Here is a 26,192-nt window from a genome sequence, read left to right on the forward strand (position 1 = left end):
TCCTCAGTTTGAGGGTGGTTGACATTCATACCAGTCACGATAGTCCTTAGCGTTTTTCTTTTGGTGACATTGGATGTGTAGGAGTTGTAGATTGTCGAAACGGTTATTACCGTTTTTACTTTTTGCTACAATGTGGTCTTCCTGTATTACATCTTCTTGCTTAAAGTGTAATCCGCACCAGTTACATTTCCCTTTTTGACGTTTTAATAACGCACTTTTTCTGGGGTGTAATATAGGGCTTTTGCCCATTCTGGTACTCCAATAGACGTGGTTTCCATCATAAGGGGAGGCATTTCCTCTGACCAATGTATGCCTTTTTATGGGCGTTTGATTGTGTCTTTTGAGTCTTTCCTCAATTCCTTTGTGAGTGAAAATCCAATTTTCGGTTTCTGACGTTTTCCAGTATTTGTTTTTGACTTTCTTCCAAGACTTTATTCTTGGATGTCTCCTTTTTGCCCACTTTACTAAACAGGAGAATAACAGATGGTCTTGTGTCTCAAATGAATCTTTACTACATACAGTTGAGTAAAAATTTGTCCATCCTTTTATTACGCTATTGAGTTTCCTAATGAGAACTTCTTGTTTAGAAGCTTTTTCACTTCGTACTACTTTTCGTAATTTTTCATGGTGTTTTTTGAGACTCTCCTTGCTAGGTTTTATGATGGCTTTAAATCCAAGTAATTCGCCTTTAGGAGATTTTCCAGAGCTATTTTTGTCAGCTTTATATTGTCTGAAGTTAAACCCCAGAAAATCAAAGCCGGGTTTATTCCCTTTATGTTCGTCGTAAGTGTGAACAATTTTGGTTTTACTGTCTTTTAGTCTTAAGCCGATAGTCCTTAACCATTCATTTATTAGCTCTTTACAGACCTCAACTACTTTTTGGTCTTCATGTATTACTACAAGGTCGTCTTCATATCTGATTAGGATTGGACTGTAGAATTCCTGTCCTTTTGAGTGGAACCAGGTTTGTCTGTTTCCTACTCCTAATCTGGGAAATGCCTTCTTGAGTAAGTCTTCCATTCCATGCAAAGCAATATTTGCTAGTAATGGGCTTAGTGTTCCGCCTTGAGGTGTACCTTCTTTTGTTGGAAATAATTGATTTTCATCTATTATTCCTGCCTTTAACCAGGCTTTGATTTGTCTCCTCAATTTAGGATATGTGTTGAGCTTTTTAATTAATTCTGAATGACTGATTTTGTCGAAGCATTTTTCTATGTCGGTTTCAAGAATAAATTTCTTCTTCTTGGATATACCTGAAAATATTGCTTCTACTGCATCATGGACTGACCTACCAGGTCTGAAACCATAGGAATGAGGCTCGAATTTTGCTTCCCATTCTGGTTCTAGTGCCATTTTTGCTAAGGTTTGTAATGCTCTGTCTTTTATGGTTGGTATCCCCAAAGGTCTCTTTTCTGATTTTCCAGGTTTAGGTATCCATACTCTTCGTACTGGATTACTTTTCCCTGTGAATTTGAGTTCCTGAATGAGCTTCCATCTGGCAGACGGTCTTAAAGATTTTACTCCGTCTATTCCTGATGTTCTCTTTCCACGATTTTCTTGGGTCACTTTCCTTATGGCTAAGCATTTGGCTGACCATGATGAGGTCAAAATCTTTTGGAGTTTGCGGACGGCAACAATGTCCCCACGTTGACTGGCTCTGTAAATTCGGTTTTGCAGCTTATACACTTTTTTGTTGACGGTTTTCCAGTCGATGTTACTCCACTTTTTTCCGTCATCTGTAGGTGTTAATACTTTCCTCGATTGGGCATTAGTCATGTTACTGTTACTTCCAACTTTACAATCCTTCAAACCGTGAGTCTGTCTGCGTCCCTCTCTGATTACCAGAGACAGATTTGCTTTTGACTCAATCTCTCCCTTATCTTGCTTACGCTGGTAACTACTTAGAATTTCGACCTATTTTCTAAGAGCAAAGACAAGGTTTATTACGTTCCTATTAACCATTTATTCAGCTTTAGAGTCCTCTTATCCACCGGAGCCTTGTTGGTTACGAATACTTCACATCGAAGACTTGAAGTACATTTTGAAAAGTCATCGCCGATTACTTTTCCTTTTGGCTCGTTAACATTTTGTTTACAGCCTGTCAGTCCGTTTGGCTGCTTAGAACTAACGATGGTTCTGATAGAGGTTCACTTTCGTTACTCATGGCTAAACTGCTAACCCAAGGTCGTTTATGGACTTAAACTTATTGGATATTTCATCCTGCTTTACCCGATTTGATGACCATTCGTCTCAGATAAGGATGCGCTTTCAACCCCCGTAACTGGGATGATTGGACTTTCACCAATATGGTTAATAAGTTGTCAAGGTTCTGTTTCAACCTTGCAGGTAATCCTTCCGATTTCTCGGTTTCTACCTAACGTACCGCACCTTCGATTAATTCTTCTAACAAATGATCGTCAAAGTCGGCTAAAACTTCTAACATTTCTTGACGCGCTGCGTGTTCTTCTGCTTTGAGGTGTTCGGGAAGGGGAACGGGGTCAGCCGAACTACCAGAATGATAATGATAAGCTTGTTCAGTGATTAAATCAATATAGCCGATCAGTTCTCTGTCTTGACGGATGGGATATTGTTGGGGGACAACAGGACGGGTAGACACATCTTTGAGGGCGTGGAGTACGTCCATAAAGCTGTCTTTGAAGCGATCCATCTTGTTGATATAGATGATATGGGGTATTTCCCAGTCATCAAGGAATTTTAACAAGGGTGCAAGGGTCAACAGGCGATCAATTTCCGGTTCACAAACCACGATCGCAGCACCGGCACCCACTAAAGCATTATAGGTTTCTTGGGCAAATTCTATGGAACCGGGACAGTCTAAAAAGGTAAATTCAATGTTTTTGTGGGTGGTACTCGTAGCGGAAACCTCCACACTCATTTGTCTGTCTCTGGCTTCGGGAGAACTATCGCTAATGGTGTTACCATCTTTAATGCTACCTTTTCGGGTAATAGCACCGCTAACGGATAATAGGCTTTCGAGTAGAGTGGTTTTACCACTTGAATAAGGGCCTACAATAGCCACATTACGCACATTGCCGAGGACTTTTTCGTTCATAAAACACCTCCTTGGAGCTAATTTTCTAACTCAACACAGGCAGGTTGAGAGTAAACGCTATTTATCTGTTTTTCTCCCCATCTTGTGAGTGTTAAGCGATAACAGAAAATTGAACTCACATTGTTTTGTATCTAATTTCAATGTAGCGAGTTTAACGTTGTTTAGGTATGCTAGAAGACATCTTGCAATGACTTTTAAAATAACTGAGAAATTTGATTAAGAAAAAAGAATAATCATTAATTAATGCTACAAAACAGAGATCATATTAGAATTTTGTGTTAGAAAGTTGACTATTTTTTTTGAGTTAAATGAAATACATAAGAATCAGAAATGACTTATGGGATATCTTGTTTCTTTTCCATTGCCTCTTGCCTGTTGTTTAATTACATCATAAATTTTTTCAGCAATTTCATGAATAACAGGAATAGCGACAGAATTACCAATTTGTCGATACATTTGGGTTCTAGAAACTGGAAATTGAAAGTCTTTAGGCAACCCCATGATCGCTTTACATTCATTTTCTGAAAGTAATCTTAATCCTGTTTCTCCATCTCTAACAAATGTCCCTGTTAATCGTTGGATTTTGTGATAGGTAGAAACAAAGGTTTTGACTTTTACTTTTGAGTTTTGATCAACAATTTGAGGTCTTCCGTCATCTTTTTTGAATAAATAGGTTTTTTGTAGATGTTTACTAATAGAATAACCTTCTACATTTGTTTCAATAAATTGGTCAATAAAAACATTATTTTTTCTACCTACTGGAAAATTAAACTCAACTCTTTCTTTGAGATAGTCTCGACAAAATCCAACTATATATATTCTCTCTCTTACTTGGGGTAAATTAAATAAAGCAGCATCTAAAATACTGTATCTAACATCATAATTTAAACTATCTAGGGTTTTCAAAATAATATTAAAGGTTTGTACTTTATCATGATTAACTAAACCTGGAACATTTTCTAAGAGAAAACAAAAAGGTTTTTTTGCTTCTAAAATTTGAGCAATATTATAAAATAAGTTACCTTGGGTTTCATGACGAAACCCTTCCCGTTTACCAATGGTACTAAAGGGTTGACAAGGAAATCCCCCGATGAGAATATCATGATCAGGTATATCTTGAGGATTAATTTTATTAATGTCTCCAAATGGCTTTTCTCCGAAGTTAAATTGATAGGTTTGTTGTGCATATTTATCCCATTCAGAAGAAAAGACACATTGACTATAAGAACGAGAAAATCCCATTCTCATTCCTCCTATTCCAGCAAATAAGTCGATTATTTTAATTGTATTTTTCTTTATCTTGTTATAATTTTTTCGAGAATAAGTAATATTAATTCGTTCTAGTAACTCAGGCATATAACTGTCAGTTGTACTTTTGATTAAAGTACGTTGATTATTCATTGTTTTCACAGTCATGAAGTACAATTATGATCTAGAGTTAATGATACGACTATTAATCCTATCTAATTTTTTATTATTTTTCTACTCTAAATCAAGTATTATAAACCCTAAAAATAGAATAGAGGTCAACAACCGTTGACCCCTACTGTTGTCTGGATATTTATTTATTTACGATAACTTCTTTTGCGTTGTCTTTGTTTAGCGATCGCTTTACGTTTGCGTTTTTCGATGGGAGTTTCAAAATGCCGATTTTTCTTCATATCATAAAAAATGCCGGCTTTACTGACTTGGCGTTTGAAGCGACGTAAGGCTGATTCTATGCCTTCATTTTCTCCGCGAATAATTTGAGTCATGTTTGAGTTTATCTCCTTAATTAGTGATTACTTAACAGCAACTTTTGATGGCTGAAAAATGGCTCTTGATAAATAGGTTTTACTGGTATCTATCCCATCGAGATCAACATCAGTTAGGTTGGCTGCAGTCAGATTTGTTTCAGTTAAATCAGCCCCTTGCAAACGAACATTCGTTAAATTAGCATAGCTGAGATTGGCTCTAGTCAAATTGACCCCTCTGAGATCAGCCCCACTGAGATTAACCCCACTTAGATTGACATTTCTGAGATTAGCTGCAATTAGGATTATATTTCTAAAGTCTCTTTGCCCTGCATTGTAGCGACTTAAAAGTTCTTTAATATTCATCATGTGTTATTCTCAATTAATAAGTTAAAAGGGTTTAGAAAGAATTGCGATCTCGAAGAGATCCGCTTCGCAGTGCGCTGTTCAACAAGACGGATAGCTTTAATAGCGACGAGTCGAACCCCCACCAGACGATTTGCGATTTTCTCTAGGTCTAGCTTTGTTAACTTTTAAGGCTCGCCCCATCCACTCAGCCCCATCTAATGCTTCAATAGCTGCAGTTTCTTCTGTTTCTGTCCCCATTTCTACGAAACCGAATCCTCTCGATTTTCCGGTTTCACGATCGCTAGGAATTTGTACCCTTTTAACGGTGCCATATTCTGCAAACACTTGTTCTAGGTCTACTTGAGTGACATCGTAGGATAAATTGCCGACATAAATTGACATAAAAATGCTCTAAAGTGAGTAGTGTAGAGAGTTAAATTCACTCAGATGCTTTTGTAAATAAAAATTGACAAAACAACTTAAGGAAAATAATTCTTATGGCATAATCGTAACATGATTTATCAAAATATTGTAGGGGGAACTAGGAAGCTTAATTGTACTCTTTATTGAAAGCATATACTTTTTGATCTTAGCATACAACGAGGCGATTATTCAAATGAGTAATGTTGAGTGAGTTGTAAGGACTATTATTGTAGTTTTCTACTGATGATCAAAAAACCTTCTCATCAACAACAGAGAAGGCTTATCGATTTTACCCAAACGTAAAAATTATTTATTATCTGAAACAGGGGCTAACTTGACGTTTTTGGCAAGTCCTACAAATTCCAATATTTTAATTGTCATCCAAGTAATATCGATTTCCCACCAAGCTAACCCATGACGGGCAGAATATTGATAAGCATGGTGATTATTGTGCCATCCTTCACCAAAGGTTAGTAAAGCAACCCACCAACAGTTACGAGAGTTATCGTTAGATTCATGACTTTGATAACCGAATTTGTGGGTAGCACTATTAACAAACCAAGTGAAGTGAAATACCATAACTAACCGGACAAAAATTCCCCAAATAACAAAAGGCCATCCACCTAAGAAATAAAGAATTAAACCTAAGCCAAGTTGAATGGGAACCATGAAATTTTGACAAAAATTATAAAAGGGATCGTCTTTAATATCTTGAGTATAACGAGGTACATCATTATCCGCAGGAATATGATGTAACATCCATCCTAGATGACTCCACCAAAACCCTCGGTTAGAATCATGGGGATCAGGTTCAGTATCAGAATATTTATGATGAATACGGTGTAAACCAACCCATTGAATAGGGCCACCTTGACAGGCTAATGTGCCGAGGAAAACTAACAGATATTCTAACAATTTTGGTGCTTGAAAACTTCGATGGGACACCAACCGATGAAAGCCTAAAGTAATTCCTAACGCCCCTGTGACCCAATATAGAAAGAAGGCAACCCCTAGGGCTTGCCAACTAAAATTACTCGGCAAAAATGCGAGTAAGGCAATGAGATGAATCGATGCCATATAAATGATAATTGTCCAGTCATAGGGGAGTTTTTGAGATGTGGCAACAGTCATGTAATAACCTGTATATAAACGTAATCAAATCTTTATTATACTCGACGATAGTGTTAACTGTTTTTAGCTGACAAAGATTTTAATATTTTAATATTTAATTCCGAATTAAATTCCCAATTAAATGACTTATGTAAGCCTTTATTTGGTATAAATAAATGGGACAAAAGTAACTTTGTCATTGTTTTAAATGAGTCACTATCGACAAGATTAAAGTTTGGGGTTGACAATTGGACAGTTTAATGCTTATAAATGAGGCAGAAAACGCCCTAGTTCCGATTTTTTCGGAAATTGACCATAAGGTCAAGCAAAATCTCAAGAAAACCTTAGCAGCCTTTAGCAATCATCGTCTGGGAGTTCATCATTTTGCTAGTGTGAGTGGTTATGGTCATGATGATCTCGGACGAGAAACCCTGGATAAGATTTTGGCTGAGATTATGGAAGCAGAAGCGGCCATAGTCCGCATACAGTTTGTATCAGGAACTCATGCGATCGCTTGTGCTTTGTTTGGGGTGCTTCGTCCAGGAGACGAAATGTTAGCAGTGGCTGGTGCGCCTTACGACACCCTCGAAGAGGTCATCGGTTTACGGGGCAGTGGCCAAGGCTCATTAACAGAGTTTAACATTAATTACCGGCAATTAGACCTAACTGAAGAGGGATCTATTGACTGGGAAGGGTTAAAAACCGCGATTAAACCAGAAACAAGATTGGTGTTAATTCAGCGTTCTTGTGGTTATTCTTGGCGTTCAAGTTTATCTATTGCAGATATTAAAGAAATTATTAAAATTGTCAAAGCACAAAATCCTAACACAGTATGTTTTGTGGACAATTGCTATGGTGAATTGGTAGAAACCTTAGAACCAACCGCAGTGGGGGCTGATTTAATGGCGGGTTCTTTGATCAAAAATTTAGGGGGAACAATTGTTACGACAGGAGGCTATATTGCAGGACAAAAACTATTAGTAGAAGCAGCAGCTTGTCGTTTAACTTCTCCTGGTATTGGTACAGAAGGTGGGGCAACTTTAGATCAAAATCGTTTATTATTTCAAGGCTTATTTTTAGCTCCACAAATGGTGGGAGAAGCTATAAAAGGAAGTCATTTAATTGCTTATGTTTTCGATAAATTAGGCTACGAAGTAAAGCCCTTACCGATGGTTCCTCGTCGAGATATTATTCAGGGGATTAAGTTAGGCTCTTCTGAAAAATTAAGGGCATTTTGTCGAGCGATTCAAACCTATTCTCCTGTGGGTTCTTATCTAGATCCAGTACCAGCAGAAATGCCAGGTTATGAAAGTCAATTAGTGATGGCTGGAGGAACCTTTATTGATGGGAGTACCTCGGAATTTTCTGCCGATGGACCACTCAGAGAACCCTATCTTGTTTTCTGTCAAGGAGGAACTCACTGGACTCATATTTCTTTGGCGTTAGAAGCAGCTATCGAAGCTATTTTATAATTATCTAATGATATTTGTTTCAAGATTTAATTATAATAATGTTGTTACTTTAATCTTACTCTTAATTAGAGATAAAATAATGATAAAAATCAAAGGAGCTATTTTTACTTTAACTTGTATTAGTTTATTGAATTTAAGTTTAAATCTATTTGCTCAAACAATAGACGATCCTCAAATTAAAAATATAGATGATCTTTCCAATGATTCAGCCCAAATGATGACTTGGACTTGTAATAATCAAGACGATAATATTGTAGTAGAGGCCAAAGATGATCAAATTTGGTCATCCATTATTGAATCAAAAAATTGGAATTGTCAAGAAAATTTATCGGACATTCCTACCGATGCTTTACAATTTACTTGCGAACCCACTGAAGATGGTAGTATTAGTCTTTTAACCATTACTTGGTTAAGTGGTAAAGACGAAAATAAACAAATGGGACAATGGATACATCAATTTGCCGAGGAATATAATATGATGTGTTCTATGGCTAAGGTTGGATTATTAGATAATGACGAGTAGTTTTATTTATCCTAAGATAGTTAACTAGAAACCTTAAAAACTATGAATAATTTAAAACAATATGCACCAGCAACACAACGGAATAGAGAATACATTTTAGAAGTCTTATTGAGGGTTCTTCCTTCATCAGGAAATATACTAGAAATTGCCAGTGGAACGGGAGAACATTCTTTATTTTTTGCCCCTGCTTTTAGTCCCCGTCAATGGATACCTTCTGATCCCAATCCCACAGCAAGAAATAGTATTGAAGCATGGAAACAAGAGAGTTTAATTGATAGTATTCAATCTCCTTTGAACATTAATGCAGCTAGTTCAAGGTGGGGAATAGAAGAACAACAGCTAAATATTACCACAATAGTTAATATTAATATGATTCATATTTCTCCTTGGTCAGCTTGTTTAGGACTGATGGAAGGAGCAAAACGAATATTACCATCAAAAGGGATTTTATATTTATACGGACCCTATAAACAAGGAGGAAAACATACTGCACTCAGTAACCAATCTTTTGATCAATCTTTACGGAGTCAAAACCCAGAATGGGGCGTTAGAAATTTAGAAGATGTTATCAAAGTTGCTGAAGAAAAAGGATTGATCTTTAAAAAAAAGCTTGAAATGCCAGCTAATAATTTATCCGTTATTTTTGAGAAGAAATAATTGATAAGTATAATAGGATTTTTGGGGTTCATCCCTCAACCCAAACTAATGATCGGTTATAATTAGTTAATAACAAGTTAGAAATAATAAATTATGGGTAAATCAACTAAAGAATTATCTGCTTCATTTTATCCTCACATAGAAGAGATAGAAAGCCAAGACAAAAAAATGTTGATAATTGAAGGCACTAAAATTCCTTTAACCTATTTAATTGAAGATTATTATCGACTTAATCAATCTGTTGATGCTGTTATCAAAAAATGGGAACATTTAGATCCTGCATTGATTTTTAGTGCATTAGCTTATTATTATGATCATATTTCCGAAGTACAAAAACTACTGCAAAAACAAAAAGAAGCAACTAATCAACAAATAGCTAAAAATCTTTATCCTGATTTAGCCACCTATGAATATCTACAACATCAAGGAGAATTATTTGACAAAATGCTTCCTAAACTTTTATTAGAATATGAAAATTATTATGTATATTTTGAAGAAGGAAAAGTATTAGAATATCATGCAGATGAAGAAAAATTACTAGATTTAGTCGAAAAAAAATATGGACTAAAACCTATGTTTATTGAGAAAGTAAAGAAATCTGATCATGTTTGAAGGAAAGTTCCTAATTCCCCATCAATTCCCTTAATAAGCTTACAAATTAGACAATCAGAATCTATGGCATTAATACTAAGTCAAGGGGTTCTTGATACGGGTTCGGACTGTACTTTAGTTCCTTTTTCAATTATTTCCCAACTACAAGCAGTTAAGCTAATTCGAGGTAGAAATGCTTCGGTTATTTATGGAGTAGGAAAACAGAAAATTATTGTGGTTCTTTATCGAGTAGAAATAAGTTTTAATCATAGTGACTTTGCTAAAATTAAGGTTTATGCTTGTCCTCATAGTGATACCGATGGGTTAATTATTCTGGGACGAAATTTTTTAAATCGTTACCGTATTACTTTTGATGGAAAAACGAAAAGATTTTTGATTGAATAAAAATTTATTATTAGCCTAAAAACCTTACGGTAGAGACGTTTCATAAAACGTCTCTACCTCATTTCAATGATTAACTATTGGTTTTAGTTTTATTTTTTCTATTAGCTAACTTCCGCTTAAAACTTACACCAAAACCGATAGCAGAACCTGCACCTAAAATGGTTAAAGGTTCTGGGACTGCATTAACAGATACATTATCCAATGTCATTCCCCAACCTGCAGTATTAACTGGATGATTACTATAAAATTTTATGTCAGTAGATAAACTATCTGCTACAAACTGCCATGATTGATTTTGCCATCCCATATTTGAGCGAGTTTTGCCAGTAATATCATAAGTTTTATTAAACTCATAATCATTCCTCGAAGTTTTAATTAACACTTGTATGTTAATACAGAGATGTTATTTTTAGTGTTAGGGTAATGTATAACTTATGACCAATTCTATTTATATAAGCACCGTCGAACCGAGAAGTGGTAAGTCTTTAATTGCTTTGGGAATTATTGAATTAATTCTTAGAAAAACGACAAAAGTGGGATTTTTTAGACCCATTATTCAAGATTCCATTGATAATAAACCCGATAAACATATTGACCTCATTCTATCTTATTTTAAATTATCTCAAACCTATGAGGATTCTTTCGGTCTACATTATGCTGAAGTGAATCATCTGATGGAAAAAGAAAAATTAGATGAGATTTTAGATAAGATTATTAGAAAATATAAGAAATTAGCAGAAAATTGTGATTTTATTGTTTGTGAAAATTCTGATTATGTCGGGGAAAATTCTGCCTTTGCTTTTGATATTAATGTGGCCATCGCCAAAACATTAGGGTGTTCTTTATTAATTTTGGGTAACGGTCATCAAAAATCTGTCAAAGAAATTAGTGTTTCTCTTAAAATTGTGGCTGATTCCTATCGAGAAAAACATTGTAAAATCTTAGGCATTATTATTAATAAAGTTGCCCATTCAGATATTAATTTTTTAAACAACTATTTACAACAAACCTATAGTAAAAATAACTATTTATTTTCAGTTATTCCCTATGATAAAAAGTTAAATAGTCCCAGAATGAAAGAAGTAGCAGAACAGTTAAAAGCCAAGGTTTTATATGGCGAAAAACGCTTAAATAATTTGGTGTTTAATTATCTCATTGCTGCCATGCAAATGCAGCACGCAATTACTCAATTAGAGGATAATGATTTAGTGGTAACTCCATCAGATAGAGGGGACGTTATTATTGGTGCATTGCAAGCGCATCAATCAATGAATTACCCGAATTTAGCTGGCATACTTTTGACAACTGAGTGTGAATTAGAACCGTCAATTAGTCGATTAATTGGGGGATTAAATGATGCCTTACCTATCCTTTGGGTTGATACTTATACTTATCCTACTGCTTCTCGATTACAAACGGTTTATAGTTCTTTAAAAGCAGGGGATATTGAAAAGATTAATTGGAGTATTGAAGTGTTTGATCAATCTGTTAATCTTGTCATGTTAGAACATCTAATTAATAAAATAGAAGTTGAGGGAATAACGCCTAAGATGTTCACTTATAATTTAATTCAAAAGGCAAAATTAAATAAACGTCATATTGTTTTACCAGAAGGAAAAGATCCCCGTATTCTCAAAGCAGTGGCTACCCTTTTATCTCAAGATATCGTTGATATTACAGTATTGGGAGAAAAAAACCGTATCGAACGAACTATACAAAGTTATGGTATTCAATTAGATATTAATAGCCTCAATATTATTAATCCTTTGAATTCTCCTAAGTTAGATGATTATATTACAACCTTATATGCGCTTAGAAAACATAAAGGGATAACCCTAGAAAATGCAAAAGATATGCTTATGGATGTGTCTTATTTTGGGACAATGATGGTATATTCAGGGGATGCAGATGGTATGGTATCAGGGGCAATTCATACCACAGGAAACACCATAAGACCTGCATTACAAATCATTAAAACTAAACCTAAATATCAGTTAGTTTCCTCGGTCTTTTTTATGTGTTTACCCGAAAAAGTTTTAGTGTACGGAGACTGTGCCATTAATGCCAATCCTACCGCAGAACAATTAGCAGAAATTGCCATTATTTCGGCGGAAACCGCTCAAACTTTCGGCATTTTTCCTAGAGTTGCTTTGTTATCTTATTCGTCAGGAGAGTCAGGAACAGGAGAAGATGTCGAACGAGTCAAACAAGCCACCATGTTGGCTAAAAAACGCCGTCAAGACCTTTTATTTGAAGGGCCGATACAGTATGATGCTGCGGTAGATAAGACCGTTGCAGCACAAAAAATGCCAGATTCGGAAGTGGCGGGACTTGCAACAGTGTTTGTCTTTCCTGACTTAAATACTGGAAATAACACTTATAAAGCTGTGCAAAGAGAAACCGGAGCGATCGCCATTGGTCCAATTTTACAAGGGTTAAAAAAACCCGTTAATGATTTAAGTCGGGGTTGTACTGTAGAAGATATTATTAATACGGTAGTTATTACAGCCATTCAAGCAAGTAATAATTAAATGAATGGCTTACAAAACTCTAAAAATAAAGGGATAACGATACACTTCATTAGGATTACTCAGTACCTTGATAATAGCAAGAATAGGCATCACTAAAGTAACAATACCCAGAATACCTAATAACGGCCAACCGATGATAACAACGGTTAAAATTCCAAAAATAATACCATACACCCAAATGTTCAAGTGAAAATTCAAAGCCTCTTTTGCATTGTTTTGAACTATTTCATCATTGGATATAAAAAAGATAGCAATGGGAATCCCAATAGAAACAAAAGTGGCACTCAAAAAAATTGAACCGTGAGAGATCGCATCTAATAATTTTCGTTTTGTAATCTCATCATTCATATTAATAATCCTCTTCTTTGCTCACCGATATGATAACAAGAGTCCGCTAAAAAATAACGCACTCTTGTTGCTCTTTTAGTTAACAGTAGCAGCACAAACCTTAGTAATCGCTTTTTCTAAGAGATCAGCAGCTTGATTAATTTCGTCTTCTGTAACAATTAAAGGGGGAACAAAACGTAATACCTTCGGTCCTGCCGGGGCTAATAATAATCCTTCTTCCATACCCGCTTTAACAATATCAATAGAAGTAATGGACATTTCTTCATTAATTTCCATACCATTAATTAATCCCCATCCTCTAACATCTGTAAATAGAGTGGGATCTTTTTGTGCGATCGCCCGTAAGCGAGTGCGTAACTGTTCTCCTCTGGCCTGTACATTTTGTAAGAGATCCTCTTTTTCGATGGTGTTTAACACCGTCAAGGCTGCTGAACAAGCTAAGGGGTTGCCTCCAAAGGTACTAGCGTGGGTTCCAGGGGTCAAAACATTACAAAACTCTTTACACATCATTGCACCGATGGGAACCCCTCCTGCTAACCCTTTAGCACTGGTGAAGATATCGGGTTCAATTCCTAGATTTTCATAACCCCAAAGTTTGCCACTGCGTCCGACTCCCACTTGTACCTCATCAAATACCAAGAGGATATTATTTTCATCACAAATCTTTCTTAAACGGAGGAAATAGTCAATTTCTCCTGGTCTTACGCCTCCTTCTCCTTGGAGGGGTTCTAACATAATGGCAGCAACCCGACGGTTCCCTTCATCCATGTCTGCGATCGCGTGTTCTATCGCTTTAATATCGTTGTAGGGAACATAAGCAAACCCTGGCATCAACGGTTCAAAATCCTGTTGATATTTGGGTTGACCGGTAGCGGTAATGGTAGCTAAAGTCCGTCCGTGAAAACTGGCTTTAGCCGTTAAAATAACGGGTTCTTCTAAAAAATCGAGAACCGTATGGGCATACTTACGAATGAGTTTGATGGCTGCTTCGTTGGCTTCTGCCCCAGAATTACAGAAAAATACCTTATCAGCACAAGAATGCTCGATTATCCATTGTGCTAGTTCTCCTTGTTGGGGAATGTAGTATAAATTAGAGACGTGATGAAGGGACTGAATTTGCTCGCTGACGGTTTTGACTAAAGCAGGATGACCATGGCCGAGGGTACAAGTCGCAATACCAGCCACAAAATCGAGATATTCTTTGCCCTTGGTATCCCAAAGACGACATCCTTCTCCCCGTTCAATGGCGATGGGAAACCGTCCATAGGTGTGCATCACATAGTTATCAAAGTGTTGTGGGTCAAAGGTTTTGGCGGAGTTGTCTGTTAGGGTAGTATGGGTCACGATTGGCTCCTGAAAAAGTCCCGTTACGCTCGCTTAGGCAATTGTAATCAATCTGGAGAGCAAAGTTAGATTTTGTTTAGATTTTTCTCAGATTTGATCATTATCTAATTATAAATTATTTATCACGAAAATTATTGAGTTTTGTTTTGGGAATACTATTTACTGAATATAGAGTCTTTTAAAAAAGAGCATAAACACTTATTTTAAATAAGTGACCATAACTTTGACATTTTAGAAGCTAATCGGTTTCAATTTGTTGCGGTCGCTAAAGAAAAAGACAACTAACCTTTTACCACCATTTCAGATCCTTATAAAACAATGATTGTTACTGACTCAGAAATACAATGTGGAAAAAATTTTTATTATCAAGTCCCGATAAAAGTCTGCATAATTTTGTTAAACGACAATGGTTTATAATCTTATAAGTGTCTCGTTAATTTCTTCTTTATGAACCCCTTAACTGATCCTATTTATGGTTTAGGATTACATACCACCAGTTCACAATTGGGACTAAGCTTAAGTGATTTTGCCACGGAAGCTTATACTAAAACTTGGGATTTAGATCGACAATTATCTAATTACTTACATCAATATTTACAAGAGTTTATTGAACCGAAAAGCTGGCAAGCTTTTCAGTTTATTGCTGTGGCAACAGGACCTGGCAGTTTTACCAGTAATCGCATTGGTATGGTCACAGCCCGTACCTTAGCGCAACAGTTAAATCTTCCTTTGTTTGGTATTTCGAGTTTAGCTGCTTTTGCTTGGTTTCATCAAAAAAGATACACAATTAATGAGCCGATTTTTGTAAAGATGAAAGCCTCAAGAGGACAATTTTATGGAGGAATTTATTGTAAAAATAAACAAGAAAATGGCTTAGATATTATTTTAAATGATACAGTGATGATGCCTGAAGACTGGGAGAAAACTTTACAAGATTTAACCCTTTCTTGTCTACCTTTAATAACTCCATCAAAATTAGGTCTGACAGCCAGTAGTATTTTAGAATTAGCCTATTATCAATGGCAACAGGGAAAGCGTCCCCATTGGTCAGACATTATTCCTTTTTATGGAATGTCTACGGTGTATTAAACAGTAATCAGCTATTACTTAAATAAATAAGGATTTCTATTTTGTAAAATACCCTGTAAATAAGGAATTACATCAGGAGAATTAATATTTTGTTTTAACCATATTTCTTTTTTTTGATTCCAAGTCCAATATTTTCTTAAATAGGGTTTAATCAACTTGGTTTCTTGAGGAGAACTCATAAAAGATGCTTGCACCATTGGCAAGTTTAACGCCTCTGTATTCATCCATTCTCGCCACTCTTTTTCAATCTCTTCAATCGGTTCTTTGAATAAAGTTTCTAGTTGCAAAATACCATCATTTTTTGCACCGTGAAGACGATTTAATAAAGGAACTAATTTTTGTTGATGATGTAAAAATAAAAACAAAGAACGAAATAAACTTTGATCATTACGTTCAATTAAAGCGGTTTTAAAATCAATATTATCTAATCTTTGTCGTAACTCAACATCTCGCCAATTACTACGATAACCCCAACTAAAATTAACCTTTCCTTCTTCCTCGAAAGCGAGAAATTTCTCTACAAAACTTCCGGCCCCTTGTGCGGCCCATCCAGGAATTCCTTCAGGATAAGAACAGCCTAAATAATGATACATCATCTGATGGGTGAGGGTTCCCAGTCCTGAATCTTCTCTCATAATAACTAAAGGAGAACGAACCAAGGGACGGACTAAAAAGCCATAGTCTGTATTGAGTCCAAAATAATTTGCAGCAGCATAATAGTTTTTATCTTCTCTGAAAAAATGCACTTCCGTCGAACAACTGGGAGAACCCGGATCAAATAAATAACGATTAACTTCAGTGCGAAATTGATTTAAAAATTCCTGTAATTGCTGATCTTTTTGAGAATTTGGGTGATCGCTATACAATGTAAACCCTGTCCCTTCTGCTACTTTATAATCTCTGGGGTTCCATAAATCAACTTTAGAATATTGAGAACCATTGATAATTAAAGCAGGGTTAATAATTAAACCTGTGGCCAAAGCGGTTAAAATTACCCCAAATAGACAAGAAAGGGGAGGAATACCGAGAAAACCAGAGTAAGAACGGTGATAAGTGAAAATTAAACTCAGTCCTGACCCTAAGATCAACCCTAGTATTAATCCTAATGCTAAAGCTTGATGAATCCATCCCCAACTGACTCCGACGGTTAAACCGATAATAGTGCATAGTCCAATGGTTTTCCCTCGATTAGTCAAAAAAGGTTTTAGAGAGGTTTTAAGGGGTTTTTGGAACGATTTAGTCACAGATGCAGGAGGAAGCATCGTAATAGATAATAAATCTCTTAATGCCGTTGTTGCGTCCGAAAAGCGATCGCTTGGGTTGGGTTGTACCATTCGGGATAACCAAGCAATAAAACTTTCACTGACTTGAGTTTCTAAACTACCAAGATCCAAAGAACCGCTATGATCTAAATATTTAGGCATTTCTGTTGAAGATAAACCTTTCATTTGACAAAAAAGTGTCACCCCTAAACTATAGAGATCAGACGCTTTTGTTAATTTTCCTGATAGTTGTTCTGGTGGCATAAAACCGAGAGTTCCTTTAACGGTACTACTCCCTGAAACTTCTTCTATTCCTACTCTTCCAAAACCGAGATCGATTAAATAACCATTAAATTGATCATCAATTAAAATATTATCAGGTTTAATATCTCGGTGAATAATAGGAGGAATTTGTTGTTGCAGATAGACAAGAATTTCTAATAATGAAATAGCGATAGTTTTGATTTGAATAGGGTGAAGATAACCGATTTTTGATAAGGACTCTGCTTCGATATATTCAAGAACTAAACCGATGCCTTGTGGACAATTAAATGAGTTTAGATAACGGGGAATCCTCGGATGATTGAGTTGTTGTAGTAGTTCAATTTCTTGTTCTAACGTTTCTAAACCCCACCAAGGGTTGACTTCTGAAATAAACTGAAAATGTTTAATGATAACTTGACATTCACGGTTAATATCTTTGGCTAAATAAGTGACTCGTCCTCCTTGTCGGTTCCGTCCTATTACTTTAATTAATTCGTAACCATATTCGGTGAAGTTAGGAAGATTAGCACTCATCTGTTTACTACCCTACAGCAATCTATCTTGTGTGTATTATTCCCATTTTTTGCATTTTAATAACAACTGATAATTAGAAAGTTGATGATTAAGAATTAATTAGAAAGTTGATGATTAAGAATTAATTAGAAAGTTGATGATTAAGAATAGTAATCAAAAAAGTCGGTAAGATGATAATACAATATTATTTTAACTATTGGAAAAATGAACGACCCCAACTACTTGCTAAGGTAATATTGTTGGGGTTTTCTACCTTTAAAAAATACTGTTCTTGATACACAGGTTTTTAACTGTGTGGTTAGGGATAAAATCTACTAAAATAGCGATCGCGCAACAGTATAACTCTTGGCTACGTCTAAGTATTCATAACTTTATAAATTATTCCTATAAAAATGAAATTTCAAGAAATCGTTGAAAAACTGGAACCTTTAGTCAGTGAACACAGTTTAACCGCTAATGAAAATAATAACCCTGAAATTACAGGGGTTGCGTCCGTTAACGAAGCTCAAATCCAACAGTTAAGTTATATTGAAGGTGCTAAGTTTGCTACTATGGTGTCCCAAACGGCAGCCAGTGCTTTGATTTTGCCCTGTGACGAGGGGTTACAGCAAGAAGCGACCAAAAAAGGTCTTGCTTGGTTATCCACCCCAGAACCCCGTTTAACTTTTGCTCACGCCATCAGACTTTTTTATATCCCCTTTAAACCTTCCCCTGGTATTCACGAAACCGCCGTTATTGATCCCAGTGTTACCCTTGGAAACGATGTTTATATTGGCCCTCATGTCATCATTCAACAGGGGGTTAAAATTGGGGATAATGCTTGTATTCAGGGAAATGTGGTTATTTATCCTCAAGTGGTGATCGGCGATCGCACCTTACTCCACGCTAATTGTACCATTCACGAACGGGCCCAAATTGGCAACGATTGTGTGATTCACAGTGGGGCCGTTATTGGGGCCGAAGGGTTTGGCTTTGTGCCTACCCCCGAAGGTTGGTTTAAGATGGAACAGTCCGGTTATGTCATCTTAGAGGATGGGGTGGAAATCGGTTGTAATAGTGCAGTTGATCGCCCTGCGGTGGGAACCACTCGCATTGGCCGTAATACTAAGCTGGATAATTTAGTGCATATTGCCCATAATTGTCAAATTGGAGAAAATTGCGTCATGGCCTCTCAAGTTGGCTTAGCTGGTGGTGTTACCTTGGGTAAACGGGTAATATTAGCGGGGCAAGTGGGTGTGGCTAACCAAGCTAAAATCGGAGATGGAGCGATCGCTACAGCACAAACAGGTATTCCTAACGATGTGGCTGCAGGGGAAATTGTTTCGAGTAGTCCTGCTGTTCCTAATAAGTTATATTTAAAAGCATCTGCTATTTATAAGAAGCTTCCTGAGATGTACCAAACATTGAAACGGTTACAGAAAAAATTAGAAGAGTAATGAAATTAAAGCAAATACTTCAAGAAAAACGGGAAAACATTCTTAAAATTGCTGCTCAACATGGTGCATTTAATATTCATATTTTTGGTTCTGTTGCTAGAGGAGAAGAAACACAAGATAGTGATATTGATTTTTTAGTAGAAATGGAATCAGGAAGAAATTTATTAGATAGAATTGCCTTAATTCAAGACTTAGAAGATTATCTGGGTTATAAAGTTGATGTAGCAACGATTAAGAGTTTGCGAGACTATTTTAAAGAAAAAATCATTAAGGAGGCCATTCCTTTGTGAATGATGATCATATTTATTTGATTGACATTTTAGACAGAATTGAACGCATTGAATCTTATACTTATGAAGGAAAGGAAACTTTTTACACCTCCTTATTAATTCAAGATAGAGTCATTTGCTATTTAGAATAATTTTATCTAAAGAATTTCAAATTCTTCTTCTGGTTGATTCATTTCTTCTAAAGTTTGCCATCCTGGTTGCCACAAAGAACGATCTTTAAATTGTTGTGCATTGATCCAAAAACGAACCGTCTCATCACAAGAAGCGACCATTTCTGCAAAAATAAATCTTCCTTGATTTTTTCGGTTAATTACTTGAAAATGTCGCCACCCCCATGTTTTTTGTTTTGCTGTCCATTTTGATCCTAATAAGTGAGGAAATTTTTGTTTTTTGGCCATTTTCTTAATAAGTAAATAATCATCTTGTTCCATTACTTATTATTAGTTTAACTCAAGATGAGTTAATAACTGATCACTCATAACTCGCTAAATAGGGAACATCCTCCTCTCAACATACTTCTAAAACAGAATAGGAGTAATCCCTTGTGTCATCGATCAGTAGGTTAAAATCCCAACCTGGAGTCGACAATCAATGACTTCATAACTTTTAGCTTCTGACTTCTTGTTTGTGGTGTGTTGAGGTAATTATGGCCAATAGTGTGAACAGAGTGTCTAATACATCTGGATTTCAACAAAAATCAGGTTCTCGTAAATACAAATCCCCTAAATACCATAACCAAATGGTAGGAACTAATCATTTACATAAACAAGGAAAAAATAAGGGATTTAGACCTCTCTTTAGGGGGATAATATGGGGAATGGGTTTTGGCTGTACTGCTGTAGTTTCAGCGACTGTGGGGGCCGCAATCACTCTATTTAGTCCCCTATCAGAGAATATTTTACCCCTAACCGAAAAGATAACAAATCCTTGGACAACCATCACTGAAACCTCTTCTAACGAGACATCTACACCTTTGGTCGATAATACGTTGCTACAATATCGTTTATCTCGTCCCATTAATCTTTTAGTGTTAGGAATTGATCGGGTTTTAGATACACCTCCCGGAAGTCTTGGAGAGTTTGGAGGACGGAGTGACACAATTTTACTATTACGCTTCGACCCGACTGATAATTCCGTTAAAATGCTTTCAGTTCCTAGGGATAGTCGGGTGAATATTCCATCGGTAGGATACACTAAAATTAATGACGCTAATATTCATGGAGGCCCCGGTTTAGCTGCTAGGGTACTCAGTAAAACCCTCAATGATGTTCCTATTGATCGCTATGTTCGGGTGACGACGGATGCTTTCACAGAATTAGTCGACTTGGTAGGGGGGGTAGAAGTCTTTGTTCCTTACCCCATGCAGTATGAAGATAAAACCCAAAACCTGAACATTGATTTACAACCCGGTAGACAGATTCTTAACGGAGAACAAGCTGAACAATTTGCCCGTTTTCGTAAAGATAGTTATGGTGATATCGGCCGAGTACAACGACAACAGATACTGCTCAAAGCCCTTCGTCAACGCATTACTAACCCGACTATTATACCTCGTATTCCCCAAGCCATCGGTTTAGTAGAAAAACATATCGACACGAATCTTACCTGGGAAGAAATGCTGGCTTTGGTTAATTTTGGTCGACAACTTGACCGAGATCAAGTGCAAATGGTCATGTTGCCCGGTCGTTTTAGTCAAGAACAAGAATTTGATAATCGTAGTTATTGGGTGATGTCAGAAACGGGACGGGATCAAGTAATGGAACAATATTTCGGGATTACTCCCCAATGGCAGTCTTCTCGTCATCGTTCCCCTAACCGTGTGAGAATTGCTCTACAAAACGCTACGGATGATCCTGGGTTAGCTAATCAAGTTAGGGAATACCTGGCTAAACAAGACATTCATAACGTTTATACTATCGCCGATGCGCCCCAATTATTACGAGAAACGGAGATTGTGGTGCAACAAGGGGATTTTGAAGCAGCTAATTACTTGCAAACTATTTTAGGAATGGGTAGAGTAGAAGCCTCTTCGACAGGAGATTTAGATTCTCAATTGACCTTACGCATTGGCTTGGATGCTAAAGATTTACTCATAAAAGATAGTTTCCTGAAAACTTCTGAAACTACCGAATGAGAACTGGTAAGATAAAAAATAAAATGTCTAAACCCCTAAAAAACTTAGTATTTCGATTTTTAACTTTAGCAGGTTTAATTTTACTGGTTAGCCTTTGGATCTTACTAGATGCTCGTGTGGCGATCGCTCAAGATAACACGGTAAATTATACTTACGGAGAATTACAACAGGAAGATTTTTCTCATAAGAACTTACAAGGGGGCGTATTCGCAGCAGCAGATATGCGAGAAGCGAATTTTGAAGGGTCTAACCTCTCTTATAGCATTTTTACTGAAGGAATTCTCTTAGGGGCGAATTTGAAGGGGGTTGACTTGAGTTCATCATTACTTGATCGCGTAACGTTAGATTTTGCTGATCTCACTAATGCCATTTTAGTCGATGCGATCGCGACTCGAACCCGTTTTTATGATGCGACTATCACAGGGGCAGATTTTACTAATGCAGTGATTGATCGCTATCAAGTTTCTTTGATGTGTGAACGGGCCGAAGGGGTTAACCCGGTTACTGGGGTTTCAACACGGGATAGTTTAGGCTGTCGATAACTTATCATTAGAGTTAAGTTGTTTTAAAGCATCATTATTATGTATCAAACCGATGCCCTAAATGATCCTAAAAAGGTTCTTCCTACCATGTATGATCTCCCTAGTGAAGATCCCGATGAACCTGGTTTGCCTGACGAGTTTCATGAATTTCCAACCTTATCTACTCAGAAAGACATTTCATCCTGCTAATTATTCTCCTGATGAAGTGTTTATTGCTACGGATATGAACCTTTATTCTGATGTGCGTCATACGGGTTGGTATAAGCATCCCGACTGGTTTGCAGTAGTAGGGGTTGATCGCTTATACGAACAACAGGATATGAGGTTGAGTTATGTAGTCTGGCAAGAAGGGATTAACCCCTTTGTGGTAGTAGAATTACTATCACCAAGAACAGAAAAAGAAGACTTAGGACAAACTTTACGAAAAGCAGAAAATCCCCCCACTAAATGGGAGGTTTATGAGCGAATTTTACGGGTTCCTTATTATATTGTTTTTGACCGTTATACGGATCAATTAAGGGCATTTCAGTTAACAGGAAGTCATTACAGAGAATTAGAATTAATTGAATCTCGGATTTGGATAGAGGATATCGGCTTAGGGTTAGGACTTTGGCAAGGTTCTTATGAAGGAATAGAAAGACTATGGTTACGCTGGTATGATCGTAATAGAAATTGGATTGCTACCCCTGAAGAAATAGCAAAACAAGAAAAATTAAGGGCAGATAAATTAGCCCAGAAACTTATTGATATGGGAATTGATCCAGAAGAGATTTAAAGTAAAGTCAGTCAACCATTAAGTCTCCAAAATAAAAATAGCCATCTTGAGAACAGAATTTAGATTTTTTGTCCCCCAATAAGCAAGGCCCCTTCAAAGAACTCAGAAGACGGGGTAATTTTTTGCAAAAGACTTCCTTGGGTACTTAAACCTGCTTCTTCAACATAAGTTGCTAATTTTTCCATGCTGGCGTTACCGACATACCATTCATTGTTACCGTGGATGTCTAATTCACGCCATAACTTTTGGAAGATATTCGTCGGGGACATATAAGTTCCACCCTCCATGTGGGCCATGATTCCCCCAGGAGACAATAAACGAGAACATTCTAAAATGACTTTGCGCCTGATGCCATTGGGTAATTCATGAAAAACAATATTACTGACAATCAGATCAAAACTACCATCGCCAAAAGTCGTATGACTGGCATCCATTTGATGGTAATAAATAGGTAAGTCAAGGGCAACAGATACAGCGTGTCCGCAACGCAGCATACTAGAAGAGATATCTATACCATGAACTTCTGCGTCGGGAAACTCTATAGCCATCGCTATGGTTGAACCACCAGCAGAACACCCCATATCTAAAATTCGCCGGGGCTTAAAATTAGGAAAACGTTCAGATAAATAGTTCACCATACGGCTTAATCTTCCGCCTCCTAAGCTATAACTACGAACCGTAGGAGATGATTGACCCATAATACTCGTCCCTATATCCCAGACGCAGCCTAAAAATTGTTCTTCCCAGTCATTGGTAGCAATATAAGGAGACCAATGAAAATTAGGACGACTGACATAGGTCGGTATTTCTAGTTCAGGGTTAAGGTTGAGACGCTCTTTTGCTGTATTTTCCCAGTTTTTCATTCTTTGTTGATACTCTAAGTCCCCCTGGATATCTGCACGAGCTGCATTGAAAGCAAAACCAGCAGGATCGGTTCGCATCTTTCCCAATTCTTTAACTAAATCATTAGCTAATAAGTGGCGACGAATTTGACCGTAGGTTGGATTTTTTCCTGTTGTGGTTGTCCATTTCTCAACTTCTGTCTTGACTAACTCAGCAACCTGATAAAAAACTGATTTAGCAGCACTATATTTTTCGATCCCCTGTTGAAATAGTTCTTTTCCTTCATCCGAAATTTTTGGGTATAAGTGTTCAATTGGTGTTTTGAAGTTCGTTGCCTCAACCACTTTCATTGTTCTACCTTAATATAACGATAAGTTAGGGATCTATACGTTCAAGAATATTTCCCGTTTATTAAGCTTAGCTGATTTTTTAAGTTGTCTAACTCGGTACAACCCACAAAACTTTTGTTCCTTAATTAATAAATAAAGTCTTATAATAACCACAAGTTTGGGCTAGTTAAAAGAAACAAATTTTAAACAGTTCAGTAAGTAACTAATATCATAATTTTTCTTGTCCTTTTTGAATATAGATTAACTTTTTTTGTTGGTAATGTCTGCTTGTTCATTAAAAGTATAATCATCCCAAACATTTTTACTATCATCACCAGGTTTTTGAAACACATAGGTACGGTTAGGCATTGATTTGAAATACTCTTTATCAAACCAAAGACCAGTAAGGGTAGACTGATAGGGTTCACCTACCTGTTGAATTTGGATAGCACCAGTTTTTTCATCAACAGTAATTAAGTGTCCTGTAAGTCCATAAATAACTTTTCCAGGAAAAATATTACGACGAGAAGCAGTTTCTGATGGGGGTTTCATAATACCCCGATAAAATTGATCCCGCTCTTGTGGAGGAACACCAGCCATTGCATCTTTAATAGCCTGTTGGGTTGAGTCAGTTCGATATAAATCAGCAAGTTTCATAGGATCAGTTTCTGCTTCATGATTATTTCTTTTTTGATTTTCTACCACAATATCCCAAGGAACAAATATAACTTCTATTGTATTAATATGGGTTTGTAATTGCTTGATAATTTCTTCTCTATTGGTCACAGGAGGTTCATTGAGAAGTTTTAACATAATTAAAAAAATGCGCTCTCCTTTATTTAGGTTTTCACTATTCTTAATTTTGTCAAAAATTTTCTCGACTCTTTCTTGACTAGCTGAAGGAATATGTTGTTTTAACTTTTTCCAATCGATATTACTTTTTGGAGAAAGATAAGCATCAGACAAAAATTGAGCTATTTCTAACCAAATATTATGTCTAGGATCTGTCCATTTTTGTTCTTCTAAGTGCATCGTTTTGCTCCTTAATTCCAAAATAATCAATAAGTTTTTAATATTGTTGTCAGTTTAAACTAAAGTATCATCATAAATAAACTTATACCCTTCCTGTTTGATTTTACTGTTATCTACACGAGCATTTAAAGCACTAAAAGGAGGTTTACTATCATCCCAAGAAACTCGCTCTAATTGTTGGCGATCGCAGATTAGATCACACAACTCTTTGCTGGTTAATTTCACGTCATTAACTAAATTATAAACTCCATGACATCCTTTTTTGTTGATAAATTCAACAGCAGAAACAACATCATCTAAATGTATCCAAGCAACATAATTACTTCCATCTCCTGGTAATATTTTTCCTGCCATTCTTCCTATTCTTTTATCTAACTCTCTCTTCGGCCCGTAAATACCACCTAACCGTAACAAACAAACGTTAATATCGTCTCGGTTTAATTCTAAAACAATCTTTTCTGCTTCAACTAAAACTTTATTATAATCACTCTCAGTATATAAGGATGAATTTTCATCTACCCATTCCCCTTTTTTATCACCATAAACGGAACCGCTACTAAGATAAATTACCTGTTTAACTGTTGAATTACTTGTTAATGCTGTTACTAAATTTTTAGCTGTAGGCAAATAGGTTTGTGCATAAGCTTCTGCATCAACTTGGCGATCGCTTATTGGGGCAATACTGACTAAAATTGTCTCTTGATTGTTAATAACTTTTTCTACCGCTTCTAATTCATCTCCTCTCATCACAATGGAACGATGGGTAATAGTTTCTAAGTCTGAAATCTTTTCTTCTCTGGTGGTAGTTCCTGTGACATAATAACCTTTTTCATACCAATAACTTGCCACTGCTTTACCCACATAACCACAACCCATTACTGTTACTTTTTTACCTAGATTTTGCTGTTGCTGCTCTGTCATAAGGGGTTTAAATGTGCTATTATTGCGTTAAAATTTTTTCTTGTTTTCCGTTACTATAACAGGACTTTTTGAAGATAGCAAAGATTAAAATGATTGACTTACCCATCTCTTAAATTTAATTAAGTAAAACTTATTAAAAATATTAATTTATATTTAATATCTTGATTGAAATTTTCCTGTTAC

Annotated in this window: 26 protein-coding genes and 2 pseudogenes; 13 read left to right on the top strand and 15 right to left on the bottom strand. The window is 36.3% G+C overall.

Annotated features, from left to right (window positions below; translation table 11 throughout):
• Positions 1-3 precede the first annotated feature (3 nt).
• The 7 genes and pseudogenes from ltrA to CY0110_RS11210 all read right to left on the bottom strand — a co-directional run bounded on the left by ltrA (position 4) and on the right by CY0110_RS11210 (position 6,708).
• Positions 4-1,776: a group II intron reverse transcriptase/maturase gene (gene ltrA, locus CY0110_RS11180; protein ID WP_008275535.1), complete on the bottom strand. Its 1,773-nt coding sequence runs from the start codon at positions 1,774-1,776 to the stop codon at positions 4-6.
• A 613-nt stretch (positions 1,777-2,389) separates the two neighbouring features.
• A pseudogene (locus CY0110_RS11185) lies at positions 2,390-3,073 on the bottom strand (GTP-binding protein); the annotation flags it as partial.
• 324 nt (positions 3,074-3,397) lie between these two features.
• Positions 3,398-4,474 carry a DNA (cytosine-5-)-methyltransferase gene (dcm, locus tag CY0110_RS11190; protein WP_008275537.1) on the bottom strand — a complete coding sequence of 359 codons (1,077 nt, stop codon included), beginning with the start codon at positions 4,472-4,474 and terminating at the stop codon, positions 3,398-3,400.
• A gap of 164 nt (positions 4,475-4,638) precedes the next feature.
• Positions 4,639-4,827, bottom strand: coding sequence for a 30S ribosomal protein S21 (gene rpsU, locus CY0110_RS11195; protein ID WP_008275538.1), 189 nt, complete (start codon positions 4,825-4,827; stop codon positions 4,639-4,641).
• A 27-nt stretch (positions 4,828-4,854) separates the two neighbouring features.
• A complete protein-coding gene (locus CY0110_RS11200) occupies positions 4,855-5,175 on the bottom strand; it encodes a pentapeptide repeat-containing protein (protein ID WP_008275539.1) in 321 nt (106 codons plus the stop codon).
• Between the two features lie 96 nt (positions 5,176-5,271).
• Entirely contained in the window at positions 5,272-5,556 is a 285-nt protein-coding gene (locus CY0110_RS11205) for an RNA recognition motif domain-containing protein (protein WP_008275540.1), read from the bottom strand.
• Between the two features lie 327 nt (positions 5,557-5,883).
• Positions 5,884-6,708: an acyl-CoA desaturase gene (locus tag CY0110_RS11210; protein ID WP_008275541.1), complete on the bottom strand. Its 825-nt coding sequence runs from the start codon at positions 6,706-6,708 to the stop codon at positions 5,884-5,886.
• Positions 6,709-6,947: 239 nt separating this feature from the next.
• Between CY0110_RS11210 and CY0110_RS11215 the strand changes: the two genes are divergently transcribed.
• From CY0110_RS11215 to CY0110_RS11235, 5 genes are all read left to right on the top strand, one after another.
• Positions 6,948-8,159, top strand: a complete 1,212-nt coding sequence (locus tag CY0110_RS11215) for a methionine gamma-lyase family protein (RefSeq protein WP_008275542.1) — start codon at positions 6,948-6,950, stop codon at positions 8,157-8,159.
• Positions 8,160-8,238: 79 nt separating this feature from the next.
• Positions 8,239-8,682, top strand: coding sequence for a hypothetical protein (locus CY0110_RS11220; protein WP_008275543.1), 444 nt, complete (start codon positions 8,239-8,241; stop codon positions 8,680-8,682).
• 42 nt (positions 8,683-8,724) lie between these two features.
• The gene (locus tag CY0110_RS11225) at positions 8,725-9,339 is read left to right on the top strand and encodes a DUF938 domain-containing protein (protein ID WP_008275544.1); all 615 of its coding nucleotides are present in this window, start codon (positions 8,725-8,727) and stop codon (positions 9,337-9,339) included.
• 93 nt (positions 9,340-9,432) lie between these two features.
• Positions 9,433-9,951, top strand: coding sequence for a DUF433 domain-containing protein (locus CY0110_RS11230; RefSeq protein ID WP_008275545.1), 519 nt, complete (start codon positions 9,433-9,435; stop codon positions 9,949-9,951).
• Positions 9,952-10,014: 63 nt separating this feature from the next.
• Positions 10,015-10,335 (top strand): pepsin/retropepsin-like aspartic protease family protein, encoded by a 321-nt coding sequence (locus CY0110_RS11235; protein ID WP_008275546.1) that lies wholly within the window; start codon positions 10,015-10,017, stop codon positions 10,333-10,335.
• Positions 10,336-10,405: 70 nt separating this feature from the next.
• Here the strand turns inward: CY0110_RS11235 and CY0110_RS30865 are convergent, their stop codons facing one another.
• Entirely contained in the window at positions 10,406-10,717 is a 312-nt protein-coding gene (locus CY0110_RS30865) for a PEP-CTERM sorting domain-containing protein (protein WP_008275547.1), read from the bottom strand.
• Positions 10,718-10,769: 52 nt separating this feature from the next.
• On the opposite strand from CY0110_RS30865, the gene pta reads away from it, so the two are divergent.
• Positions 10,770-12,866: a phosphate acetyltransferase gene (pta, locus tag CY0110_RS11245; RefSeq protein ID WP_008275548.1), complete on the top strand. Its 2,097-nt coding sequence runs from the start codon at positions 10,770-10,772 to the stop codon at positions 12,864-12,866.
• A gap of 9 nt (positions 12,867-12,875) precedes the next feature.
• On the opposite strand, the gene CY0110_RS11250 is transcribed toward pta, so the two are convergent.
• On the bottom strand, positions 12,876-13,214 hold the full coding sequence (locus CY0110_RS11250) for a DUF4870 domain-containing protein (RefSeq protein WP_008275549.1): 339 nt from the start codon (positions 13,212-13,214) through the stop codon (positions 12,876-12,878).
• A gap of 75 nt (positions 13,215-13,289) precedes the next feature.
• Positions 13,290-14,558 (bottom strand): aspartate aminotransferase family protein, encoded by a 1,269-nt coding sequence (locus tag CY0110_RS11255; RefSeq protein WP_008275550.1) that lies wholly within the window; start codon positions 14,556-14,558, stop codon positions 13,290-13,292.
• A gap of 447 nt (positions 14,559-15,005) precedes the next feature.
• Here CY0110_RS11255 and tsaB point away from each other — a divergent pair, with 447 nt between their 5' ends.
• Positions 15,006-15,647: a tRNA (adenosine(37)-N6)-threonylcarbamoyltransferase complex dimerization subunit type 1 TsaB gene (gene tsaB, locus CY0110_RS11260; protein ID WP_008275551.1), complete on the top strand. Its 642-nt coding sequence runs from the start codon at positions 15,006-15,008 to the stop codon at positions 15,645-15,647.
• Positions 15,648-15,661: 14 nt separating this feature from the next.
• Here the strand turns inward: tsaB and CY0110_RS27955 are convergent, their stop codons facing one another.
• Positions 15,662-17,707 carry a serine/threonine protein kinase gene (locus CY0110_RS27955; protein WP_008275552.1) on the bottom strand — a complete coding sequence of 682 codons (2,046 nt, stop codon included), beginning with the start codon at positions 17,705-17,707 and terminating at the stop codon, positions 15,662-15,664.
• Positions 17,708-18,099: 392 nt separating this feature from the next.
• On the opposite strand from CY0110_RS27955, the gene lpxD reads away from it, so the two are divergent.
• The 3 genes from lpxD to CY0110_RS31375 are packed head-to-tail and all read left to right on the top strand — an operon-like array spanning position 18,100 to position 19,564.
• On the top strand, positions 18,100-19,143 hold the full coding sequence (lpxD, locus tag CY0110_RS11270; RefSeq protein ID WP_008275553.1) for a UDP-3-O-(3-hydroxymyristoyl)glucosamine N-acyltransferase: 1,044 nt from the start codon (positions 18,100-18,102) through the stop codon (positions 19,141-19,143).
• The gene (locus CY0110_RS11275) at positions 19,143-19,433 is read left to right on the top strand and encodes a nucleotidyltransferase family protein (RefSeq protein WP_008275555.1); all 291 of its coding nucleotides are present in this window, start codon (positions 19,143-19,145) and stop codon (positions 19,431-19,433) included. Before lpxD ends, CY0110_RS11275 begins: the two co-directional genes overlap by 1 nt.
• Positions 19,430-19,564 (top strand): ribonuclease HepT family protein, encoded by a 135-nt coding sequence (locus CY0110_RS31375; RefSeq protein ID WP_008275556.1) that lies wholly within the window; start codon positions 19,430-19,432, stop codon positions 19,562-19,564. Before CY0110_RS11275 ends, CY0110_RS31375 begins: the two co-directional genes overlap by 4 nt.
• A 6-nt stretch (positions 19,565-19,570) precedes the next feature.
• Here CY0110_RS31375 and CY0110_RS11280 read toward each other — a convergent pair whose 3' ends face one another.
• A complete protein-coding gene (locus CY0110_RS11280; RefSeq protein WP_035799192.1) occupies positions 19,571-19,831 on the bottom strand; it encodes a TIGR02450 family Trp-rich protein in 261 nt (86 codons plus the stop codon).
• 248 nt (positions 19,832-20,079) lie between these two features.
• Here CY0110_RS11280 and CY0110_RS11285 point away from each other — a divergent pair, with 248 nt between their 5' ends.
• The 3 genes and pseudogenes from CY0110_RS11285 (at position 20,080) to CY0110_RS11295 (ending at position 22,884) form a co-directional block, all read left to right on the top strand.
• Positions 20,080-21,567 carry an LCP family protein gene (locus tag CY0110_RS11285; RefSeq protein ID WP_008275558.1) on the top strand — a complete coding sequence of 496 codons (1,488 nt, stop codon included), beginning with the start codon at positions 20,080-20,082 and terminating at the stop codon, positions 21,565-21,567.
• A 23-nt stretch (positions 21,568-21,590) separates the two neighbouring features.
• Complete coding sequence (locus CY0110_RS11290; protein WP_035799194.1) at positions 21,591-22,109, top strand: pentapeptide repeat-containing protein; 519 nt, start codon at positions 21,591-21,593, stop codon at positions 22,107-22,109.
• Between the two features lie 39 nt (positions 22,110-22,148).
• Positions 22,149-22,884: pseudogene (locus tag CY0110_RS11295) on the top strand (Uma2 family endonuclease).
• Between the two features lie 59 nt (positions 22,885-22,943).
• On the opposite strand, the gene CY0110_RS27960 reads toward CY0110_RS11295, so the two are convergent.
• The 3 genes from CY0110_RS27960 to CY0110_RS11310 form a co-directional block, all read right to left on the bottom strand.
• The gene (locus CY0110_RS27960; protein WP_008275562.1) at positions 22,944-24,077 is read right to left on the bottom strand and encodes a class I SAM-dependent methyltransferase; all 1,134 of its coding nucleotides are present in this window, start codon (positions 24,075-24,077) and stop codon (positions 22,944-22,946) included.
• Positions 24,078-24,317: 240 nt separating this feature from the next.
• Positions 24,318-25,088 carry a hypothetical protein gene (locus CY0110_RS11305; protein WP_008275563.1) on the bottom strand — a complete coding sequence of 257 codons (771 nt, stop codon included), beginning with the start codon at positions 25,086-25,088 and terminating at the stop codon, positions 24,318-24,320.
• Between the two features lie 54 nt (positions 25,089-25,142).
• Entirely contained in the window at positions 25,143-26,009 is an 867-nt protein-coding gene (locus tag CY0110_RS11310; RefSeq protein WP_008275564.1) for an SDR family oxidoreductase, read from the bottom strand.
• Between the last annotated feature and the right edge of the window lie 183 nt (positions 26,010-26,192).

The organism is Crocosphaera chwakensis CCY0110 (assembly GCF_000169335.1).
GTDB classification, from domain to species: Bacteria; Cyanobacteriota; Cyanobacteriia; order Cyanobacteriales; family Microcystaceae; genus Crocosphaera; species Crocosphaera chwakensis.